General features: G+C 54.6%; 17 protein-coding genes, 1 tRNA gene and 1 other RNA gene. 12 read left to right on the top strand and 7 right to left on the bottom strand.

Going from position 1 to position 19050, the window contains the following annotated elements:
* Positions 1-14: 14 nt before the first annotated feature.
* From ispD to F8N36_RS08045, 5 genes are all read right to left on the bottom strand, one after another.
* The gene (gene ispD, locus F8N36_RS08065; RefSeq protein ID WP_291332285.1) at positions 15-1226 is read right to left on the bottom strand and encodes a 2-C-methyl-D-erythritol 4-phosphate cytidylyltransferase; all 1212 of its coding nucleotides are present in this window, start codon (positions 1224-1226) and stop codon (positions 15-17) included.
* A gap of 18 nt (positions 1227-1244) precedes the next feature.
* Positions 1245-1606, bottom strand: an RNA gene (rnpB, locus tag F8N36_RS08060) — RNase P RNA component class A.
* A 61-nt stretch (positions 1607-1667) separates the two neighbouring features.
* Positions 1668-2444 carry a C4-type zinc ribbon domain-containing protein gene (locus F8N36_RS08055; RefSeq protein WP_291332284.1) on the bottom strand — a complete coding sequence of 259 codons (777 nt, stop codon included), beginning with the start codon at positions 2442-2444 and terminating at the stop codon, positions 1668-1670.
* A 19-nt stretch (positions 2445-2463) separates the two neighbouring features.
* On the bottom strand, positions 2464-3255 hold the full coding sequence (locus F8N36_RS08050; RefSeq protein WP_291332283.1) for a Nif3-like dinuclear metal center hexameric protein: 792 nt from the start codon (positions 3253-3255) through the stop codon (positions 2464-2466).
* Between the two features lie 365 nt (positions 3256-3620).
* Positions 3621-4430 (bottom strand): phosphoribosylformylglycinamidine synthase subunit PurQ, encoded by an 810-nt coding sequence (locus tag F8N36_RS08045; RefSeq protein WP_291332282.1) that lies wholly within the window; start codon positions 4428-4430, stop codon positions 3621-3623.
* 271 nt (positions 4431-4701) lie between these two features.
* Between F8N36_RS08045 and F8N36_RS08040 the strand changes: the two genes are divergently transcribed.
* From F8N36_RS08040 to F8N36_RS07990, 11 genes are all read left to right on the top strand, one after another.
* Positions 4702-6345, top strand: a complete 1644-nt coding sequence (locus F8N36_RS08040; protein WP_291332281.1) for a CTP synthase — start codon at positions 4702-4704, stop codon at positions 6343-6345.
* Between the two features lie 332 nt (positions 6346-6677).
* Entirely contained in the window at positions 6678-8105 is a 1428-nt protein-coding gene (gene rpoN / locus F8N36_RS08035) for an RNA polymerase factor sigma-54 (RefSeq protein WP_291332280.1), read from the top strand.
* A 36-nt stretch (positions 8106-8141) separates the two neighbouring features.
* Entirely contained in the window at positions 8142-8681 is a 540-nt protein-coding gene (gene raiA, locus F8N36_RS08030) for a ribosome-associated translation inhibitor RaiA (RefSeq protein WP_291332279.1), read from the top strand.
* 172 nt (positions 8682-8853) lie between these two features.
* On the top strand, positions 8854-9804 hold the full coding sequence (gene rapZ, locus F8N36_RS08025; protein WP_291332278.1) for an RNase adapter RapZ: 951 nt from the start codon (positions 8854-8856) through the stop codon (positions 9802-9804).
* Positions 9805-9837: 33 nt separating this feature from the next.
* The gene (locus F8N36_RS08020) at positions 9838-10281 is read left to right on the top strand and encodes a PTS sugar transporter subunit IIA (protein WP_291332277.1); all 444 of its coding nucleotides are present in this window, start codon (positions 9838-9840) and stop codon (positions 10279-10281) included.
* Position 10282: 1 nt separating this feature from the next.
* Positions 10283-10741, top strand: coding sequence for a PTS sugar transporter subunit IIB (locus F8N36_RS08015; RefSeq protein ID WP_291332276.1), 459 nt, complete (start codon positions 10283-10285; stop codon positions 10739-10741).
* Positions 10742-10960: 219 nt separating this feature from the next.
* Complete coding sequence (locus tag F8N36_RS08010) at positions 10961-11416, top strand: hypothetical protein (RefSeq protein ID WP_291332275.1); 456 nt, start codon at positions 10961-10963, stop codon at positions 11414-11416.
* 261 nt (positions 11417-11677) lie between these two features.
* Positions 11678-11754: transfer RNA gene (locus F8N36_RS08005), tRNA-Arg, on the top strand.
* Between the two features lie 424 nt (positions 11755-12178).
* Positions 12179-12733, top strand: a complete 555-nt coding sequence (locus F8N36_RS08000; RefSeq protein ID WP_291332274.1) for a hypothetical protein — start codon at positions 12179-12181, stop codon at positions 12731-12733.
* A 282-nt stretch (positions 12734-13015) separates the two neighbouring features.
* A complete protein-coding gene (locus F8N36_RS07995; protein ID WP_291332273.1) occupies positions 13016-14992 on the top strand; it encodes a sensor histidine kinase in 1977 nt (658 codons plus the stop codon).
* Positions 14989-15624 (top strand): response regulator transcription factor, encoded by a 636-nt coding sequence (locus tag F8N36_RS07990; RefSeq protein ID WP_291332272.1) that lies wholly within the window; start codon positions 14989-14991, stop codon positions 15622-15624. Before F8N36_RS07995 ends, F8N36_RS07990 begins: the two co-directional genes overlap by 4 nt.
* Before the next feature lie 176 nt (positions 15625-15800).
* Here the strand turns inward: F8N36_RS07990 and F8N36_RS07985 are convergent, their stop codons facing one another.
* Positions 15801-16073, bottom strand: a complete 273-nt coding sequence (locus tag F8N36_RS07985) for a hypothetical protein (protein WP_291332271.1) — start codon at positions 16071-16073, stop codon at positions 15801-15803.
* A 4-nt stretch (positions 16074-16077) separates the two neighbouring features.
* Between F8N36_RS07985 and F8N36_RS07980 the strand changes: the two genes are divergently transcribed.
* Entirely contained in the window at positions 16078-16326 is a 249-nt protein-coding gene (locus F8N36_RS07980) for a hypothetical protein (RefSeq protein ID WP_291332270.1), read from the top strand.
* Positions 16327-16649: 323 nt separating this feature from the next.
* Here the strand turns inward: F8N36_RS07980 and F8N36_RS07975 are convergent, their stop codons facing one another.
* On the bottom strand, positions 16650-19001 hold the full coding sequence (locus tag F8N36_RS07975; RefSeq protein WP_291332269.1) for a response regulator: 2352 nt from the start codon (positions 18999-19001) through the stop codon (positions 16650-16652).
* Positions 19002-19050: the final 49 nt, after the last annotated feature.

Below are 19050 nucleotides of genomic sequence, written 5' to 3'. Positions count from 1 at the left end.
GGAGGCGGAGCAGATCAGCGCCCCCGCGCGGTCACAACTGCGTATGCCTTGATGCCTTCGGAACGGCCTGTGAAGCCCAGGTGTTCCTCTGTGGTAGCCTTGAGATTCACGCTTGATGCGGGCAACCCCATGAGCCGAGCGACGTTCTTTCTGATTTCTTCGCGGTAGGGCGCCAGCTTGGGAACCTGCGCCACAATGGTCATGTCCACATGACAGGGCGTGCAACCCGCCTCGCGCACCATGTCCAGAACCTGGTGCAGCAGAATGGCGGAAGATATGCCCTCAAAACGTGCGTCTTTATCTGAAAAATGCTGACCGATATCGCCAAGGCATGCGCAGCCCAGCAGAGCGTCGGAAAGGGCGTGCAGCAGCACGTCGCCGTCCGAATGGGCCAGAATTTCCGGCGCGTTGGGAATGCTCACGCCGCCAAGGCGCATGGGGCGGCCCTGGCCGTAGCGGTGCACATCATAGCCCATGCCGGTGCGTATGGAAGGAAGCGGCGCTTCGTCACGCAGCAGATCGAGATCTTCAGGACGGGTAATTTTCACGTTGGCGGCCTCGCCTTGTATGACGCGCACCTCAAAACCCAGAGCCTCAAGCAGGGAGGCATCGTCGGTCACGGCAAGCCCGGCCTCAAGCGCGTGGGCGTGGGCGTCCAGCAGGGTCTGGAGCTGAAAGCCCTGCGGGGTCTGCACCGCAGCAAGCCCGTCACGTGGAAGGGTGGCGGTGACGCGGCCATTTGCAACAGTCTTGATGGTGTCTGTGACGGAAATTGCGGGTATGACGCCAGCCGCGCCCTGAGCTAGCTCATGGCACACACTGCGTACCAGCGCAGGGGAAAGAAAAGGACGGGCTGCATCGTGCACAAGCACGCTTGTGGGGCGCACGGGTAGGGCCGCGAGCCCAAGGCGCACGGAATCCTGGCGCAGGGCACCGCCACAGGCAATAACCCAGGGCAGGCCGAGATCGTCGTGCTTTTGCAGGTCGGCCAGCAGTTCGCTGGCCTCTTCAATCTGGCTGGCGGGAAAAACAAAAACGATGCCGGCAACACATGCGCTGCGGCTCATGGCACGGGCTGTATGCCAGAAAAGAGGCACACCGCGCCATGGCAAAAACTGTTTGGCCGTGCCGCCGGTAGATGCTGCCATACGGTTGCCCTGCCCAGCGGCCAGAACGAGCGCCCAGGGTTTTGCCGCTTGGGGCGAAATGCCGGAACTTTCTGCCATGTAAATACCTTATCAACAAATGGGAGTCGGACGATAAGCCGGGTTCTGTCATGCGGTTGCCCGCACCAGACCGTCATTCCTCTAGGGGCACGGTTACCCGTACCCTCAAGCAACCTACCCGGAAGGCAATGGCCGGGCCGACCACCTTCCCTATTTGGTCTTGCTCCAAACGGGGTATGCCGAGCATGCCGCGTCACCGCGGCATCTGGTGGGCTCTTACCCCACCGTTTCACCCTTACCCCGCACGAGGCGGGGCGGTTTGCTTTCTGTGGCGCTGTCCGAGGGTCGCCCCTCCTGGGTGTTACCCAGCGTTCTGCCCTGTGGAGCCCGGACTTTCCTCCCCGGGCCTTGCGGCCCGCAGCGACGGTCTGTCCGACTCCCACCTGTTGTATCTGTTCTCCGGCAGGGATGGCGGTGCATGCCCTGCCGGAGAAAATCGTATTAATCGACGAGGGTCACCGGCTTCTGGGGCGCGGGAGCGGCTTCTTCCATAGAGAAGTGCTCGCACCAGAAGATAAGGCGCTGGCAGTTGGGGCAGCTCAGAATCTGCTGGCCACGCTGCAGCTCGATAAAGGACTGCGGCGGCACGGAAATGTGGCAGCCAGAGCAGATGCCTTCCTTGACGCCAACGATGACGGGGTGCTCAAGACGCCTGCGGATGAATTCGTAGCGCATGAACACGGGCTGGGGAATATTCTTGCTGGCTGCGTCGCGCTTTTCGTTCAGTACTTCAAGGGCGGCGTTGCCCTTTTGCAGCTTTTCTTCAAGGCCGTCGCGCTTGACTTCAAGCTCGGCCTTGATGGCGGTGTAGGTCAGGTCGATCTCAGCCAGAGCGTCGTTCTGGTATTGCAGCTCTTCGAGAAGAGTCATTTTTTCTTCTTCACGCGAGCGGTTGACTTTTTCCATACTGTCCATTTCGCGCATCATGGCGTGGTATTCGCGCTGGTTGCCCACCTGCATGAGCTTGTTCTTGCTCTTTTTGATGCGCGCGGAATCGTCGTCGATTTCGAGCGAAAGGCGCTTCTGCTGGTCCTGCAGGTGCGAGAGCTTCTCGAGAATATAGTTGCGCTGGGTTTCAATGGCGGCAAAACGCTGTTCAAGCGAATCAAGTTCGCTGGGAGCGCGGCTCAGGTCCTGCTTGACGGCGTGAATGGCATCATCGACCTTTTGCAGCTCGACCAGCTGCTTGATCTGGTCAAAATATACGGCATTGCTCATGAGAGTCCTCCTGATAAAATCATGATAGGGCAACAGTGCGGAACGGAGAGGCAGAAGGCACAAAGAACACTTCCACGTCGTGCAGTCGCTGTTGCAGCAACCGGCTCATGCGTAGCATCATTTCTTCTTCAAGACTGTGGTGCCCCACATCCAGAAGGCAGATTTCTGCAGCAAGGGCCGTGTGGTATTTGACATCGCCGGTTATGAAAAGCTGCGCTCCGGCAGCCTGCGCCGCATCAAGCAGCGATGAACCCGAACCCGTGCAGTAGCCCACGCGCGTAACGGTCTGCGGCTCGGGGCCGCTCACCGTGGCTGTGGAAAGGGGGGCGTTGCTGGCAATGATGCCCGCAATCTGCCGCACGGTCATGGGTTGCGGCAGGTCGCCCGCAAGGCCAAAGCCCAGCGGCAGCGTATCGCCCGTTGCCGGGGTCACCGGCTCCAGAACAGTAAGGTTGCCCAGCTCAAGCGTGCGCGCCAGCCAGCCCGCTGGGCCGTAGGCGTTGACGTCAAGCGAGGTGTGCGCTGCGTATAGCGGCACATCGGCCTGAAACAGCAGGCGCAGCACCGCGTGATAATCGTCAAGCCGGATGGGCAGCACGGCCTTGAGCAGCAACGGGTGATGGCTCAAAACAAACTGCGCGCCCTGTTCCAGCGCAGCCCCAACAGAGGCTGGCGTTGGGTCGAGGCACACGGCAAGTTTTGTAACATTTTGCCTGTGCGCAGCTACCTGCAGGCCCGAAACATCCCACGCGGCAGCGGCGGCCAGAGGCGCGGTTTCTTCTATCGCCTTAATAATTTCAATAGGTTGCATAGATATCACCCACCATAAAAAAAGGCACTTTCTTGCAGTAGCAGAGAAAGCGCCTCGTGAAATACGGCGTAAAAAAGTGTGCAACGTGTTGTGGCAATGTTGTTTCGCACCTTGTCTGACGCGTGCGCGCGCGAAAAACCAAAAAGATAAATTGCTCTTTGGAGTCAGACAATCTATCCAACCACCAAGCCTTTGTCAATATAATTGGCAAAGAAGCCACAGTGTCACAACCCGCCGGCATCAAAGAAAAAGGGGAGGTTTCGTAAAACCTCCCCAGAGATGTCTTCGAAGCGGTCATACTGATGCAAAGGCGGTCTGGTGGGGGAGATTGCCCCGACGCAAACCCGCTGCTACACCGATAAACCTTATTGCCCGCGCAGGTAGCGCACGGCATTAACAAAAATAAGCGTGCCCGGTGCATCCAGTTCGCCGCGTGTCCAGCCGGGGTGGTTGGTAACGTGGTGAAAGGCTTCCGGGTGGGGCATAAGGCCAAGCACCCGGCCCGTGGGGTCGGTGAGGCCAGCAATGGCAAGGGTGGAGCCGTTGGGGTTCAGCGGATATTCCAGCGTGGGCTTGCCAGTGGACGGATCAGCATACTGCAGGGCAATGAGGTTTTCAGCCTCAAGGCGGCGCAGGGTGTCTTCGTCGCGGGCAACCAGCTTGCCTTCGCCATGGCGCACGGGCATGGAAAGCAGGGGCAGGTTTTTGGTGAACACGCAAGGGCTGGAAGCGTTGGGCAACAGGTGCACCCAGCGGTCTTCAAACCGGGCGGAATCGTTGTTGCCCAGCGAAACCTGGCGTTCAAAGCGCTGGCCGCCAAGGGCGGGCAGCACGCCCAGCTTTACGAGCAGCTGAAAACCGTTGCAGATGCCCAGAATCAGCTTGCCCTCATCCAAAAACTCGCGCAAGCTCTGCAACAGGGCCGCGCCCGCGTCATCTTTAAGGTAACGCCAGCGCATGGCCGCAGCCTGGGCCGCGCCGAGATCGTCGCCATCCAGAAACCCGCCGGGAAAAATCAGAAAGTGATAGTCGGCAAGACGAACCTTGGCCGCCACCAGATCGGAAAAATGCACCACGTCAGCCTTGTCGGCACCAGCCAGACGGGCCGTGTGGGCGGTTTCCATGTGAGAGTTTGTGCCGTAGCCGGTGATGACCAATGTGTTGACCGTACCCATGCGGGGGAAGCCTCCTTGGCTTGCAACGCGTATATTTCCGGCCAGGCATACACTTGGCCGGACGTGCTTTTGCCTGGAAAAACCCGGCTGTCCCGCATCTGGCGTGTGTTGCGCCAATGATGACTGGGCCGCCCAAAGGGGCGCGCACGCTGAAAAGGGAATAACACATTACTTAGCTTGTTTTACTTAGTCAATGCTAGCCAAAAAATTCAATTTGGGTTAAGACTGTTTGGTTGAACTACCCAACATACCCAAGTATAGGTGGAAGGCCATGAAAACTAAATACATTTTTGTGACGGGCGGCGTACTGTCGTCGCTGGGCAAGGGCCTTGCGGCTGCGTCGCTGGGCGCGCTGCTGCAAACGCGCGGGCTAACTGTAACCATTCAGAAGCTTGATCCTTACATCAATGTTGACCCCGGCACCATGAACCCGTTCCAGCACGGCGAGGTATTCGTTACCGACGACGGCGCGGAAACGGATCTGGACCTCGGGCACTACGAGCGCTACCTCAACGTGCCCATGTCGCGCAAGAACAACACCACTTCTGGCGCCATTTATAACCATGTTATCGCCAAGGAACGTCATGGCGATTACCTGGGCGCCACTGTGCAGGTTATTCCGCACATCACCGACGAGATCAAAAGCGTGGTGCTCTCCCTTTCTGAAGGCGAAGACGCGCCCGACGTGGCTATCATCGAAATCGGCGGTACGGTGGGCGATATCGAAGGCCTGCCCTTCCTCGAGGCTATCCGCCAGCTTAAATCAGAGCTTGGTCGTGACAACTGCCTCAACATTCACCTCACGCTGGTTCCTTACCTGCGTAGCGCGGGCGAGCACAAAACCAAGCCCACCCAGCACAGCGTGAAAGAACTGCTTTCCATCGGCATTCAGCCCGATATTATTCTGTGCCGCTGCGAGCAGAGCATTCCTGAAGAACTGCGCCGCAAGATCGCCCTGTTCTGCAACGTGGATCAGGACGCCGTGTTCTCTTCGGTGGATGTGAACAACATTTATGAAGTGCCCCTCAAGTTCTATGAGGAAGGCTTTGACCAGAAGGTGGCCATCATGCTGCGCCTGCCCGCGCGCAATGCCCACCTTGAAGCCTGGGAAAAGCTGGTGAGCGACTGTGCCAACCCCAAGGGCAAGGTTACCATTGCCATTGTGGGCAAGTACGTTGACCTCAAGGAAGCTTACAAGAGCCTGCACGAGGCCCTCATTCACGGTGGCGTTGCCAACCGCGTTGAGGTGGAGCTGCGCTACGTCAATTCCGAAAACGTGGACGAAAGCAACTGCGCCGAATCCTTCAAGGGTTGTCACGGCATTCTTGTGCCAGGCGGCTTTGGCTACCGCGGCGTGGAAGGCAAGATTGCCGCCATTCGCTACGCACGTGAAAACAACATTCCCTTCTTTGGTATCTGTCTTGGCATGCAGTGTGCGGTGATTGAATTTGCCCGCCACGTTGCCGGTCTCGACGATGCCAACTCTGAAGAATTCAATCCGCTGTCAGACCACAAAGTCATCTACCTCATGACCGAATGGTTCGACTTCCGCACCAAGAATGTGGAAAAACGCGATGCGGGCAGCGACAAGGGCGGCACCATGCGTCTTGGTTCGTACCCCTGCAAGGTTGCGCCCGAAACCAAGGCTTTTGTGGCCTACAAAAGGGCCATGGTGGATGAACGCCACCGTCACCGCTATGAATTCAACAATGCTTTCAAGGAACTGCTGGCCGAAAAGGGCATGGTTTTCAGCGGCACCGCCCCCGATGATTCTCTTGTGGAAATCATCGAACTGAAAAGCCACCCCTGGTTCCTCGGTTGCCAGTTCCACCCCGAATTCAAGTCGCGTCCCATGACCGCGCACCCGCTGTTCCGTGAATTTATTGGCGCAGCCAAAAAGTTTGCCAAGGTTTAGTTTGTTTGCAGCCCGTGGGTGCAAACAAATAGTGTGATGCAGCCCCAAGGGTTGCCGGTTTACGGTTTTTTACCATGCTTGGGTATCGCAAAATCGCGCAAAAAGGGGAGGGCTTTTGCCTTCCCCTTTTTTGTTTGGGCTCTGGTTTTGGCTATGCCATAAAAACCGCGCAACAGCCCGATTTTGCGGGCCAGTCGTGGGCTTCAGTGGGTCTTGCGTTATGAACCTGAGTTTGCAACCGGCAGCTATTGCATAATTTTTGCAACTATGGCACAGTACTTGTAAACAGATAATTCTATAGCCCTATGGCAAGCTAAGGCAAAAGAGTACACATGGCACTGGAACTACGGCAGCAACTGAAGCTGACACAGCAACTAGTAATGACCCCGCAATTGCAGCAGGCAATCAAGCTGCTGCAGCTCTCGCGCGTGGAACTTCTGGAAACTGTGCAGCAGGAGCTGCTTGAAAACCCTTTTCTTGAAGAATCTTCCCTGGCCGACGACGCCTCGGCGGGTGAGCAGCACGAAGAAAGCCGCGAATCCGTCAAGGAGGACGTGTATGACAAGGAACTGGCAAAGGACGCTGACTGGGAAGATTATCTCGGTGAGTTTGCCAGCACGCCCCGCCTTTCGCAGTCGCGCGAATTTGAACTTGCCGAAGAAATTTCGCCTCTCGAAGCCCGCTACGCGGCCAAGCCCACCCTTGACGGCCATCTGCTGTGGCAGTTGCGCCTTTCTTCGCTGACAGAAGAGCAGAAGGGCATTGGCGAGGTCATTATCGGCAACCTTTCGTCTGCCGGATATTTGCAGGCCAGCATTGAAGAAGTGGCCGAAATGGCCAATGTCGCCCCAGAGGAAGTACTGCCTGTACTTGAAAAGGTGCAGATGTTCGACCCGGTGGGCGTTGCTGCGCGCGATGCCCGCGAATGCCTGATGGTGCAGATCAAGAGTCTTAACTACGCCCGTGATCCCATCCTTGTGGAGCTGGTAGAATCGCACCTTGAAGACCTTGAGGCCAAGCGCTACAAGCCCCTGCTGCGCAAGTTCAAGCTCGATATGGAAGAGCTCAAGGAATATCTGGATATCATCCAGAGCCTTGACCCATTGCCCGGTGCCAGCTTTGGCGGCGGCGAGCCCACCTACGTGAGCCCCGACGTATTCGTGTACAAGATGGGCGACGAATTTGTGATTCTGCTCAACGACGATGGCCTGCCCCAGTTGCAGCTTTCGGCCATGAGCCAGATGAATATTGGCAACTCTGAGCAGGAAAAGGACTACTGTGCGGAAAAGATCCGTTCGGCATCCTGGCTCATTAAAAGCCTGTACCAGCGCCAGCGCACGCTTTACAAGGTTATGGAAAGCATTGTGCGCCACCAGCAGCCATTTTTTGAAGACGGCGTTACCAAGCTTGCGCCGCTTATTCTCAAGGACATTGCCGACGATATCAGCATGCATGAATCAACGGTCAGCCGCATTACTACCAACAAGTATGTGGCCACGCCGCACGGCATCTTTGAGCTGAAGTTTTTCTTTAACAGTGGGCTTGAGCTTGACGACGGTAGCCAGGTTGGCTCGGAAAGCGTCAAGGCTCTGATAAAGAAATTCATCTCTGAAGAGGACACCCGGTCTCCTCTCAGCGATGAGCGTATCGGCGAAATGCTCAAGGAGCGTCTCAAGGTCAATATTGCGCGGCGTACGGTTGCCAAATACCGCACGGCGCTTGATATTCCCTCGTCATCACGCCGCAAGGAGCATTTCTGATTCACGTCTAGTGGCCAAATACTTTAGGAGGACCTTATGAACATCTCATTTGCATTCAAGAACTTTGAAGCCTCCGAACACCTGAAGAAGTATGCCCGTCGCCGCATGGAAAAGCTGGGACGGTTTTTTGGCAAGGCCTCTGGCCTGGAAGTGGCAGTTGTGCTTACCGTCGACAAGTTTCGCCATCGTTGCGAAGTGACCGTTACCGGTGAAGGGCTGCACATCAATGCCACGGAACAGACTTCGGACATGTATGCCGCCATTGACCTTGTTACAGACAAGGTGGAATCGCAGATCAAGCGCCAGGTGGCCCGCGTAAAGGCCCAGCGGCGTCACGCCCGCAATACCGATGTGGACGTGTTCACCTACAACCTCGATGCCGATGCAGACCTGCAGCAGCCCGTGGACGGCACAGACCGCCTCGCCACCAAGCCCCTGCATCTGGATGAAGCGCTCATGCAGCTTGATTCCATTGGCAGCGAGTTTCTTGTGTTCTTTAATGCAGAGAACAACCGCATCAATGTGGTGTACCGCACCAAGGTAAACGGCTACGCCCTCATTGACCCCGTGTTGTAAACGCTCATAATGCTGGGGCGGGCCGAAAGCGGCTCGCCCCTTCTCAAGCGCTCCCTGCCGGTTTCCGAGCAAAGCACCCATCTGGGCGGCCCGGATTGGTCACGTCCGTCAGAAGCATGTGGCCCTCAACGCCTGCTACAAACAGCAAGCTGCCCCTCAAGAGGCGAATGTCATGAAGGATTCCGCGCAGATGTTGCCGTCTGATTCTTCGCAGGCTGAAAATTCTTCTGCCGGTGGGTCTTTTGCCAGTGTAACCGCGCAGGTGTGCATTGTGACGGGCCTTTCTGGCGCGGGCAAAAGTACGGCACTCAAGGTTTTTGAAGACATGGGCCACTTTGTGGTCGATGGTCTGCCCGTAAGTCTGGTTATGGAAATGGTGGACATGATGTCGCGCCCCTCCATGAGCCATTTCAAGGGCATCGCTTTGGGCATGGATTTGCGCCAGAGCAACTTTGTGGAAGACATCAATGAATGTCTCAGCGTACTCGCGGGCAACAACATTCGGCCCATGCTGCTTTTTCTTGAGGCAAACAATCAAGAGCTGATCCGCCGTTATGCCGCCACCCGTCGCCCGCATCCGCTGGAGCGCGGGGGTATGGGGCTTGAGGCGGCCCTGCTGGCCGAGCGCAGCAGCCTGCGCCCCCTGCGCGAAATGGCCGATCTGGTCATTGATACCTCGCGGTTCTCCATACACGACCTGCGCCGCGCCATTCAGAAGCGCTGGAGCGGCAACAAGGGCAAGCTGCGGGCCATACGGGTCAATGTTATCTCGTTTGGCTTCAAATATGGCGTGCCGCGAGAGGCAGACCTTGTTTTTGACTTGCGCTTTCTGGCCAACCCGTATTTTGTGGATGAGCTGCGTCCCCTGAGCGGCAAGGACAAAGCCGTTGCCGATTATGTGTTCAATTCGCCCCATGCGCGGGATTTTCGCGACAAGCTCGTAGATCTGCTGTTTTTCATGCTACCGCTCATGGAGGCCGAAGGCCGCTACCGAATTACGGTGGCGGTGGGCTGCACGGGCGGGCGGCACCGTTCAGTGGCCATGGCCGAAGAAATTTTGCAAGCCCTGCGCCAGGCGGATTATCCGGCTTTTCTGGAGCATCGGCATCTTGAACTTGGCTAAAAAAGCTGGCACGTTCTGTTGCGTGAGGTTGTCATGACGGACGAAAACAAGAAGACCCAGGTCGGAATTATTCTGGTTTCGCATGCCGATTACGGCACGGCCATGCTGCGCACCGCAGAATTTATTCTTGGGCAGCAGAGCGATTGCAGCTCAATCAGCGTTGATGTTGCCCATGAGGTATCAGAAACCGTTCGCCGTCTTACAGACGCAACCCAGCGGCTCGACAAGGGCGCTGGCGTTATTATTCTTACGGATATGTTTGGCGGCACGCCCACCAACATTGCCCTTTCGCTGTTGGCAACCCACAAGGTAGAGGTTGTTACTGGCGTTAACCTGCCGATGTTGCTCAAGGTTTTTACCTCACGCGACAAAGAGCTGGGCGAGCTGGCCCGCATAGCTGGCGAGGCAGGCGCAAAGGGTATTGTGGTTGCAGGCAGCATGCTGCGCAACAAAGCTCGCGACAAAGCCGATAGCTAGTATGTGGTTTCGCGTGGACAATCGCCTGGTTCACGGCCAGGTAATCGAAGCCTGGTTACCCTACACAGGGGCGCGACATCTGGTGGTTGCCAACGACGAACTTGCAGGCGACATAATGCGGCAGCAGATTATTGAACTGGCTGTGCCGCACAGGGTTATGACCCATTTTATCACTGTTAAGGATCTGGGCGCCACTCTGAATTCGTGTGGCGACGAGTGCTTTGTGCTCTTTGCCAATTGCCAGGATGCGCGACAGGCCTGTGATGCCGGTGTGCTCATGCCGGTGCTGAACATGGGCAACCTGCACTATGGCCCGGACAAGCTGCAGGTGCTGCCGCATGTGGCGCTATCAGCCCAGGACAGGGAAGACCTGCACATTATTCAGGACCATCTTGTGCAGCTTGATTTTCGCTGTGTTCCTACCGAGACAGTTCGAGGCCCCAATGATCAACTTTTCTGATATTATCGCTGCCGGGGCTCCCTACGCTTTTTTTTTGTCCTGGCTGGCGCTGCCCGATCAACCTGCATCGTCGGCCTCATAGACCGTCCCATCTGTCTGGCCCTGTTTGCGGGCTTCTTTACCGGCGACTGGTCGCTGGCTCTTCCTCTTGGCATAATCATTGAACTTCTGTGGCTTGATGCCCTTGAACTGGGCAGCGTTGTGCCGCCCTATGGCAGCTTGAGTTTTCTGCTGGTGTTTCCGCTATGCAGGCACTTTGGGCTAGATCAGCCGGGTTTGGCGTTGCTGCCGCTTATTCTGTCCATGATGGCGGCCTACACTGCCAGCTGGTGTGAGCTGCGACAGCGCATTGAGCTGAACCCCATGGTGGATGCCGTGGTGAACTGGTGTGGCGGCAAAGGGCCAGCCTCGCCGGGGCGTGTGATTCTGCTGGCGGGGTTGTGCCGGGCCATGTGGCAAACGGCCCTGTATGCGGTCTGTTTTACGCTTATTTATATTCTGCTGACTGTGCTTGCGGCGCACCGCACACAGCCAGCGTTGCCAGCGGTAACGTGGTCAGCCCTGTATGTGGCGGCTCTGCTTGGGGCGGTGCTTTCGCTACGCACCCGACAGGCCTACGCCGTACTGTTGGGTACGCTGGGCGCGCTGGCCCTGCTGATTTGGGGCGGCAACTAAAGTGTGGCAGGATAGGGCAGCCAGACCAATTGAAATTGATGGCAGCTCTTGTGGACAAACCGGTGCTGCAGTATGCGCTTACAGCGCTGCCGGGCAGGGCGACAACCTCCTAAGTTGTAGGCCATAGATTCGATTTTTCTGAGATTGATTGAACCCTGCGGGATTGCCTGTGCCGTTTATCTGGCCGTCAGAGCCGCTGACAAAGCCAGGCACCGCCTTCAGCTTGACATGAGCCGAAAGAATTACTACACAATGCGAATTGCGCTCGTAGCTCAGTTGGATAGAGCGACAACCTCCTAAGTTGTAGGCCACAGGTTCGATTCCTGTCGGGCGCACCATTTTTAAGGGCTTATGAAGAAAATCTTCATAAGCTCTTTTTACGTTATTTTAACTCCATCACAAGCACTAAAGAATTAATGGACGTTACCTGTGCCTTTTGTGTCGCACAATAGTCGATTTTTGTTGAAAGATAAGAGAACCACGCCGAAACTTTAAAAAAATGTTCATCTGGCGTGGATATCCTTGCCTTTATTCGGCCTCCCCAATTTAATGCTGGCTACCCATTGGAATTTCTGTATTGTTTGTCAAATTATTCTGCCTTTACAATATAAATACCCTCCTCCCTGTCACCAAATGTGCTGACAAAGAATCGTAGTTTTTTGCGACAGACGGCCTGTCTGTTTTTAATAATGCTGGCTAGAGGGCAGTTCCCGTCATGCACGGGTCTGGCTGTTTGCTTTTTTCAAACCATGCGGGGGTAGTATGAAAAAGTGCAGATTTACGGTTCAGCTGGCAGTTTTTCTTGTTCTTTTGGCTGGCTGCGTCGATTCCATGTGGTCGCCTGCCCAGAGCGCAGATGAAGCAGGCGACGTTAAGGCAAAGTATGAAAAGCTGCTTGCAGACTATTCCCAAAACGTGCTGCACCCCACCAAAACGAGCCCCAGTGCTACCGAGTATGTTTTAAAAAACAATATGGTTTCCAAAGAATTGGCTGGCCTGCTCCGCAAGGATGACGAACTGGCGAAAAAAGAAGGCGGCATGGGCTACCTTGATTTTGACTTTCTGGTTAACGGCCAGGATTTGTGCAAGCCGGTCAAGGTGCTTGGCTTGGTCAAAAACAACGCAACATACGCCATGCAGGTCAGCAACCGCAGCAAGGAATGCTGTAAAGACTGCGATGAAATCCCTTACTCCTTTGTGCTGATCAATGAATCTGGCGTGTGGAAGATAGACGACGCCAATTATTCGTTTAAAGACGACGCAGGAACAGTGCAAAAGTTTACCCTCAAAGACATACTGAATGGCAAGGTAGATTAGCTGCCGCTGCGGGCAGGTCGCTGGATAACTGTGGCGTTACGGCCATAAAAAGCGCATTGTGTGCATGGATTTATCAGGCCAATTTAATTGGCAAACAAACCATCGCAACCGTGGCTGACCCGCACAGATGAACAACCTTGCGCGCCAACTTATAACATGCCTTGCCGCTCTGCCGGGCGCTCTGTGCCCACGCTTGCGGGCCTTTATTGGCGCGCCTGATTTTCTTCCATACCTTTTGCCTGTGTGTTGTCTGGCGCAGTATTCCCGGGCCGGGAGCCGCCTATGAGAATCAGCCGGGCAGGTCTGCTGGTGCTCCTTCTGTTGCTTCTTGTGTCTGGTTCTGCCGCGTTTGCCGGGCCAGCGGCCCAGCCGCCAGTGGTGGAACAGGGGGTGCTTGACCTTTCGAGCTGGAGGCTGAACAGGGACGGGCCCGTTAAGCTGGACGGGCAGTGGGAATTCTACTGGAACCAGCTGCTTGCGCCAGATGACTTCAAGGCTGCAAGCCCGGCAGAGCTGACCGGTTACCAGTATTTTCCCGGTTCATGGAAGGGGTTTGTGCTCAACGGGCAAAGCCTGCCGGGAACGGGGCGGGCCACATTCAGGCTGCGCATTGTTCCCGGTCAAAAAATTACTGATGCGGCGTTAAAAGTGTATAATATTCCAGCTGCCTACAAAATATGGGCAAATGGAATGCTTTTGACCGCAAGCGGCGAACCCGGTACCGATGCGGATACAGAGCTTGCCCACCGTACACACAAGATTGTTCCGTTTCCCGATGTCAGCTCAGAGATTGAGCTGGTGCTGCAAATTTCAAATTACCATTTTCGCCGTGGGGGTGTGCGCGATTCCATAGTCCTGTCGTCAGAAGAGCCATTGGAATCGGCCCATATCCGCACCTGGGGCTGGTCACTGCTTTTGATTGGCGGGCTGCTGTTCATGGGGGTGTACCATCTTGTTTTGCATTACTGGCGAAACAAGGATGTTTCTACATTATATTTTGGATTATACTGTATTGTCCTCGTCGGGCACTTCATAACGTCCGATTCCACAGAGTGGGTTGTCACACTTTTTGTTCCAAATCATTATCCGCTATTTCTGGAAAAATTATCTCTTGTATGCTATGTTTGTTCGGCATCAATTCTGTACAGGTTTTACAGGTCGCTATATAAAAATGAGTTTCCTCTTTTCATTCAGTATTTTTGCGATTTCAGAAGTCTGAGCTTTATTTTTTTATGTCTCACGCAGACTGACATTACTGTTTTTAATGCGCTGCATTTTTACATGCTGGCATCTTTTCTGCTTATTGGCAGCTATATAGTGCTGCTGTCCATCTGTTTTTTGCGCGGGCATACGGGCTCGCTGTTTTTGCTCATTGGCTCCATTGTCATAGGGCTGGTCGCCATTAACGATATTTTTTGTCACATGGGCTTCATCAATTCAATACTGCTGATTCAAGAAGGAACATTTGTTTTTGCCCTGTCACAGGCATTTGCACTGGCGCAACGGTTTTCCAACGCTTTTAGGGAAGTAGAATTCCTGTCAAAAGATCTGGAAGACAAAAACGCAGCGCTTGAAACCGAGATGGAAGAGCGCAACCGCCTGGAGCAGGAGATTATCAAGGTCAGCGAGGAAGAACGCCGCTGCCTGAGCCATGATCTGCACGACGGTCTGTGCCAGCATCTGGCCGTGGCGCGGTTGCGGTGCTCTGTGCTGGCGCTGGAGCCTGGCATGGGTCAGGAGGCTCTGACCAACCTGACCGACCTTTCCGCTCTGCTCAACGAATCTGTCAGCCTTGCCTATGACCTCTCGCGCGGGCTGTGGCCGGTGGAGCACGCAATCGACGGAGTTGGGCCCTCGCTTGAAGAACTCGCTCGGCGGGTTGGGGAATCGAGCGGCATCGATGTGGATTTTGTGGAAGATCTGCCCTGTGCCACCTGTAATAATCCGCATCTGCTGCAGCTCTACCGCATAGCGCAAGAGGCGGTGACCAATGCAGTAAAGCATGCCAAGCCGAGCCGTATCAGCATTGTGCTTAACTGCAACGCAGCGCGCGAGCTGGTGCTGTCGGTTTCGGACGACGGCGTAGGAAAAACTGACGCAACCTCGCCAACCGGCGGGCTGGGATTGAGAATCATGGCCCACCGGGCAAGGATGATTGGCGCAGAGCTGACTTTTGAAGCCTCAAAAGGCGGCGGCACGAGTCTTGTCTGCCGGCTGCAGTGCAACACAGAGCAGGAACTGACAGGAGATATGGAATGAGTGAAGACCAACCCCGCAGGGCGCGCGTATTTTTGATCGACGATCACCTTGCCATGCGCAGTGGTCTGTCGCTGTTGCTGACCAAGTCTGGTCATGTCATTTGCGGCGAGGCGGAGACCCGCGCCGAGGTGCTTGCCCGGCTAAAGGATTCCACTGCAGATGTTGCCCTGGTCGACCTGACACTTGGGGACGAATCTGGCCTTGATCTCATTGATGACCTGCTGGCGCACAATGTGGCCGTGGTCATCTATTCCATGCACGAAGACCGCAAAACCGTTGAAAGAGCCTTTGTTGCTGGTGCAGCAGGCTATGTGACAAAGCGTGAAGTAGCGGATGTGCTGCTCACGGCTCTTGATCAGGTTCTAGCGGGCAACCGCTATGCCAGCCCCAGGGCCACAAAAAGTCTGGCCAACCGTTTTCTTGTGCCCCAAGAGGGCATGGAAACAGTGTTGAGCTCGCGTGAAGAACAGATCATAACCATGATCGGCAGAGCTGAAACCAGCGAAGAAATTGCGGAAGCTCTTCATATCAGCATTCATACGGTCAAGACGTACTATGCTCGCATCATTGAAAAACTTGGAATCGGCGGCATGAAAGAGCTGCGCAAATTTGCAGCGTTGCGCAACAAATAAACCCGCCCTTGAGCCTGTTCTGTCCCCCAATTTAACGACACAAAAACGGAAAATTTGGTGACAATTTTTACCAGAATCTCACGTACATTATGAGCAAGCAAAATAGTATGTGTTGCGCGCCATGATCCCTCAGTATCGAAAAGAGAAGCGGCGCGGTTTGCTTGCTGGGTGAGGAGCTACCCGCTCTTATTCGTATCCCCAGCTGTTTTGCTGCACGCAGCATGGTGCATACGCGAGATAACTTTTGATTTTAATGCATTTTCTGGTTTTTGGCTAAAAACAGCATGTATTGAATTGTTGCCTTGCGGTGTCAACATTTTAATCAAGGAAATTGTCATGTTGAGGAATGTCTTGTTCTCTGTTGTCGCAGTTCTTCTTCTGGCAACAACAGCATGTGCAGATGATAAGGCTGTTGAATATGTCAAATCCCAGAAGCTGAAAGTCTGCAACAGAATGACCGTAGGTCAGCTGATCGCCAGAAACGTGAACAGGCCCTACTGGGAGTCTGGCACGTCCAGCAAGGGCGACGTGCTGGTAGAAGTCACGGGTACTATCGGGCAGGCCGGCGAAAGAATGTCGTATTACTCGCAGTTCAAGATCAATATGCGAGAGGGCGGCTTTACTACAACCGGAATGAAACTCGACGGAACGCCTTTGAATCATGATCAGATGCTTGAAGTTTTCCGTGCCATGTGCCGCTAGCTGCAGGCAGCTGATCGCCTTTATGTTTTTTGCAGTTGCTGGCTAACTCTTGGGGAGTGGTTCGTATTGGTTCGGAGGGGCGCAATCTGGCGGCAAGCGTCGCTTTGTATTGCGCAGGTTAGAGCTGTCAGTTTCTGCTGCATTTTGTGGATCATGCTTTTTGAGCAGGTTTTACGGGCATAGGCCTGTGTATGGGCATGGCAGCGAGGCAGCAGATATAAAGGACCAGCAGAGTGATCTGCCGGTCCTTTTTTCATCAATGCTGCCCTGCGATTTGGAATGGATAATTCATGTCATGGTTCAAGAGGCTTGTGCTGCCCGCCTTAAGTGCGTTTTTGCAGCCAGGTGCACAGCTTCTGATACAGTAGCGTGGTTGAGACAGGCTTGGCGATAAAGTCGTTCATGCCTGCAGCAAGGCACAACTCGCGGTCTTCGGCAAAGGCGTTGGCTGTCATGGCAATGATGGGAATCGTACTTCCCTTCGCAAGCTGGCGTATATCGCGGGTAGCATCAAGACCGTTTACGTGCGGCATCTGCATGTCCATAAAAATCAGGTCGTAGGACTTTGCCCGCACCAGTTCAACAGCCTTTGCACCGTCTTCCGCCAGATCCACTGTAAAGCCAACATCTTCAAGCAGGGTTTGCGCTATCTCCCTGTTGATGGGTTCGTCCTCTACCAGCAGTATGCGCTTGCCTTGCAGCTTTTGGCGAATGGTTGCCTCCGCATTGTCAATGCGGCCGCAAACTTCTTCTGCAGCCTGCGGTGCTGCTTTGGTAAGGGTGGCGGTAAACCAGAATGTGCTGCCCTTGCCCAGGGTGCTGGTCATGCCCGCCCTGCCGCCCATCATTTCTGCCATCTTTTTGGTTATGGCCAGGCCCAGGCCCGTGCCACCGTATTTGCGGCTGAGCGAATTATCGGCCTGTTCAAACGCGCTGAACAGCCGGGGCTGCTGCTCAGGGCTTATGCCTATGCCTGTATCCTCAACCTCAAAGCGCAGGGTTATGGTGCTGTCTGTCTGCGATTCCTGGCTTACGCTCAGGCGTACATGCCCGTGATCGGTAAATTTTAGGGCATTGGTAGCAAGGTTGAGCAGCGCCTGTTGCAGCCTGCTTTCATCACCATAAACGGGGCAGCTGAGGGGAGACATTTCTGTTATCAGTTCAATGCCTTTTTCATAAGCCTTTTGCCCAAGAATTGACGAGATGTTTTCAAGCAGGTTCTCTATATGCACGGGAACCGTTTGCAGCACAAACTTGCCCGCCTCAATCTTGGATAATTCAAGAACATTGTTGATTATCTCAAGTAAGTGGTTGCTGGCGATCTCAATCTTGCCCAGCTTGTCATTCTGGCTTGGCGTAAGCCCCGAACGGCGCAATATGTGGATCATGCCGGTTATGGCATTGAGGGGCGTGCGTATTTCGTGGCTCATGTTGGCCAGAAAGGCGCTTTTTGCCACGCTGCCAGCTTCCGCGGCTTCTTTGGCTATCATCAGGTCACGTGTGCGCGATACAACCAGTTGCTCAAGCTGGTCGCGGTGAGCCGCAAGCTCTGCCTCAACCAGCTTGCGTTCAGATATATCCCGCACAAGTCCAATGCCAATCCATTTGCCAAGGGTGTTCATGGATGAAAGTGAAAGCTCAATTGCAAATTCCTGCCCACCCTTGCGCAGGGCGCTCAGTTCAATGCTTTTTCCACAAAACATGCCCTGGCCTGTTTGCACAAATTCTTTCAGCCCGGCAGCAATCTCGGCCCGGTAGCGCTCCGGAACCAGAAAATCGAGCAAAATACGACCTATTGTTTCGCCTGCCGTGTAGCCAAAAATCTGCTCTGCCGCCTTGTTCCAGAAAATGATTTCGCCATCGCTGCTGAGTAGTACCAGCGCGTCCTTAATGCTGTCTGAGGTGAGGCGAAAGCGTTCTTCGTTTTCACGCAGGGTTCTGTCCCTTTTCTGAATTTCCCTGCTCATGGTGTTGATTGATGTGGCAAGGTCGCCAATTTCATCGCTGCCAATGTGTCGAACCCGGGCAGAGTAGTCGCCAGCTGCGAGTCTTTTTGCGTTTTCTTCCAGCCGTGCTAGCCGGTTAGCCACGTATTTGTTGAGCAAAAAACCCAGCGCAAGCAGCAGCAAGGTGTAGCCCACAAGGCGAATTGCAAGCTGCGCCCCCCATGCGGCATAGCTGTTTTTTCGCAGCTGTTCCGTGGGCATGTATATGCTTAAAATGCCGCGCAGCTCACCGTCATTATAATCGTAAGATTCCGAGTAGGCTGCGGCAATGGAGGCAGGGGCAGTAGCGCGGCTGCCGTGGCAGGTGAGGCAGTATTCTTCTATCCAGATAGGGCTTGTGTAGTGGTAGAATGACGAACCGTCTTTTGAAATCTCTAGCAGACGACTTTTTTCGTGCGAATTGGCCCTGAACCAGGCCATGGCATCCAGCTCAAAGCTGTTGGCACGATTCAGGGGATTGCGGGGCTTGTCTGAAACGTTGTTGAAAGTAAGGCCGGTGGTGTTCCAATGGGGAAATTCGACAGAAATGTGCGACAGCGCATGCGCAGGCAAAAAACCAACAGTATGCTCATTTACCGGTAGTCCACTTTCAATGAACTGTTTTTGATAGACCCTGCGGGTAGACATAAGAATTGCCCTTACGTCTTCCGCGTCATGGTTGAGCTCCATCTGTATGGATGATTCAATATGACGGTATCCATAATAAATATCAGCAAAA

The sequence above is a fragment of the Desulfovibrio sp. genome, assembly GCF_009712225.1.
GTDB lineage: Bacteria > Desulfobacterota > Desulfovibrionia > Desulfovibrionales > Desulfovibrionaceae > Desulfovibrio.
Note: the sequence above shows the minus strand (reverse complement) of the source record. Positions and strands in the feature narration are given on the sequence as shown.

Bases quoted from the DNA above. Each gene is read 5' to 3' on its own strand.
- raiA (WP_291332279.1), top strand. From the start codon at position 8,142: ATGAACATCTCATTTGCATTCAAGAACTTTGAAGCCTCCGAACACCTG.
- F8N36_RS08040 (WP_291332281.1), top strand. From the start codon at position 4,702: ATGAAAACTAAATACATTTTTGTGACGGGCGGCGTACTGTCGTCGCTG.
- F8N36_RS08015 (WP_291332276.1), top strand. From the start codon at position 10,283: ATGTGGTTTCGCGTGGACAATCGCCTGGTTCACGGCCAGGTAATCGAA.
- F8N36_RS07990 (WP_291332272.1), top strand. From the start codon at position 14,989: ATGAGTGAAGACCAACCCCGCAGGGCGCGCGTATTTTTGATCGACGAT.
- F8N36_RS07975 (WP_291332269.1), bottom strand. From the start codon at position 19,001: ATGGAGCTCAACCATGACGCGGAAGACGTAAGGGCAATTCTTATGTCT.
- rpoN (WP_291332280.1), top strand. From the start codon at position 6,678: ATGGCACTGGAACTACGGCAGCAACTGAAGCTGACACAGCAACTAGTA.
- F8N36_RS08000 (WP_291332274.1), top strand. From the start codon at position 12,179: ATGAAAAAGTGCAGATTTACGGTTCAGCTGGCAGTTTTTCTTGTTCTT.
- F8N36_RS08045 (WP_291332282.1), bottom strand. From the start codon at position 4,430: ATGGGTACGGTCAACACATTGGTCATCACCGGCTACGGCACAAACTCT.
- rapZ (WP_291332278.1), top strand. From the start codon at position 8,854: ATGAAGGATTCCGCGCAGATGTTGCCGTCTGATTCTTCGCAGGCTGAA.
- F8N36_RS07980 (WP_291332270.1), top strand. From the start codon at position 16,078: ATGACCGTAGGTCAGCTGATCGCCAGAAACGTGAACAGGCCCTACTGG.
- F8N36_RS07995 (WP_291332273.1), top strand. From the start codon at position 13,016: ATGAGAATCAGCCGGGCAGGTCTGCTGGTGCTCCTTCTGTTGCTTCTT.
- F8N36_RS08055 (WP_291332284.1), bottom strand. From the start codon at position 2,444: ATGAGCAATGCCGTATATTTTGACCAGATCAAGCAGCTGGTCGAGCTG.
- ispD (WP_291332285.1), bottom strand. From the start codon at position 1,226: ATGGCAGAAAGTTCCGGCATTTCGCCCCAAGCGGCAAAACCCTGGGCG.
- F8N36_RS08050 (WP_291332283.1), bottom strand. From the start codon at position 3,255: ATGCAACCTATTGAAATTATTAAGGCGATAGAAGAAACCGCGCCTCTG.
- F8N36_RS08020 (WP_291332277.1), top strand. From the start codon at position 9,838: ATGACGGACGAAAACAAGAAGACCCAGGTCGGAATTATTCTGGTTTCG.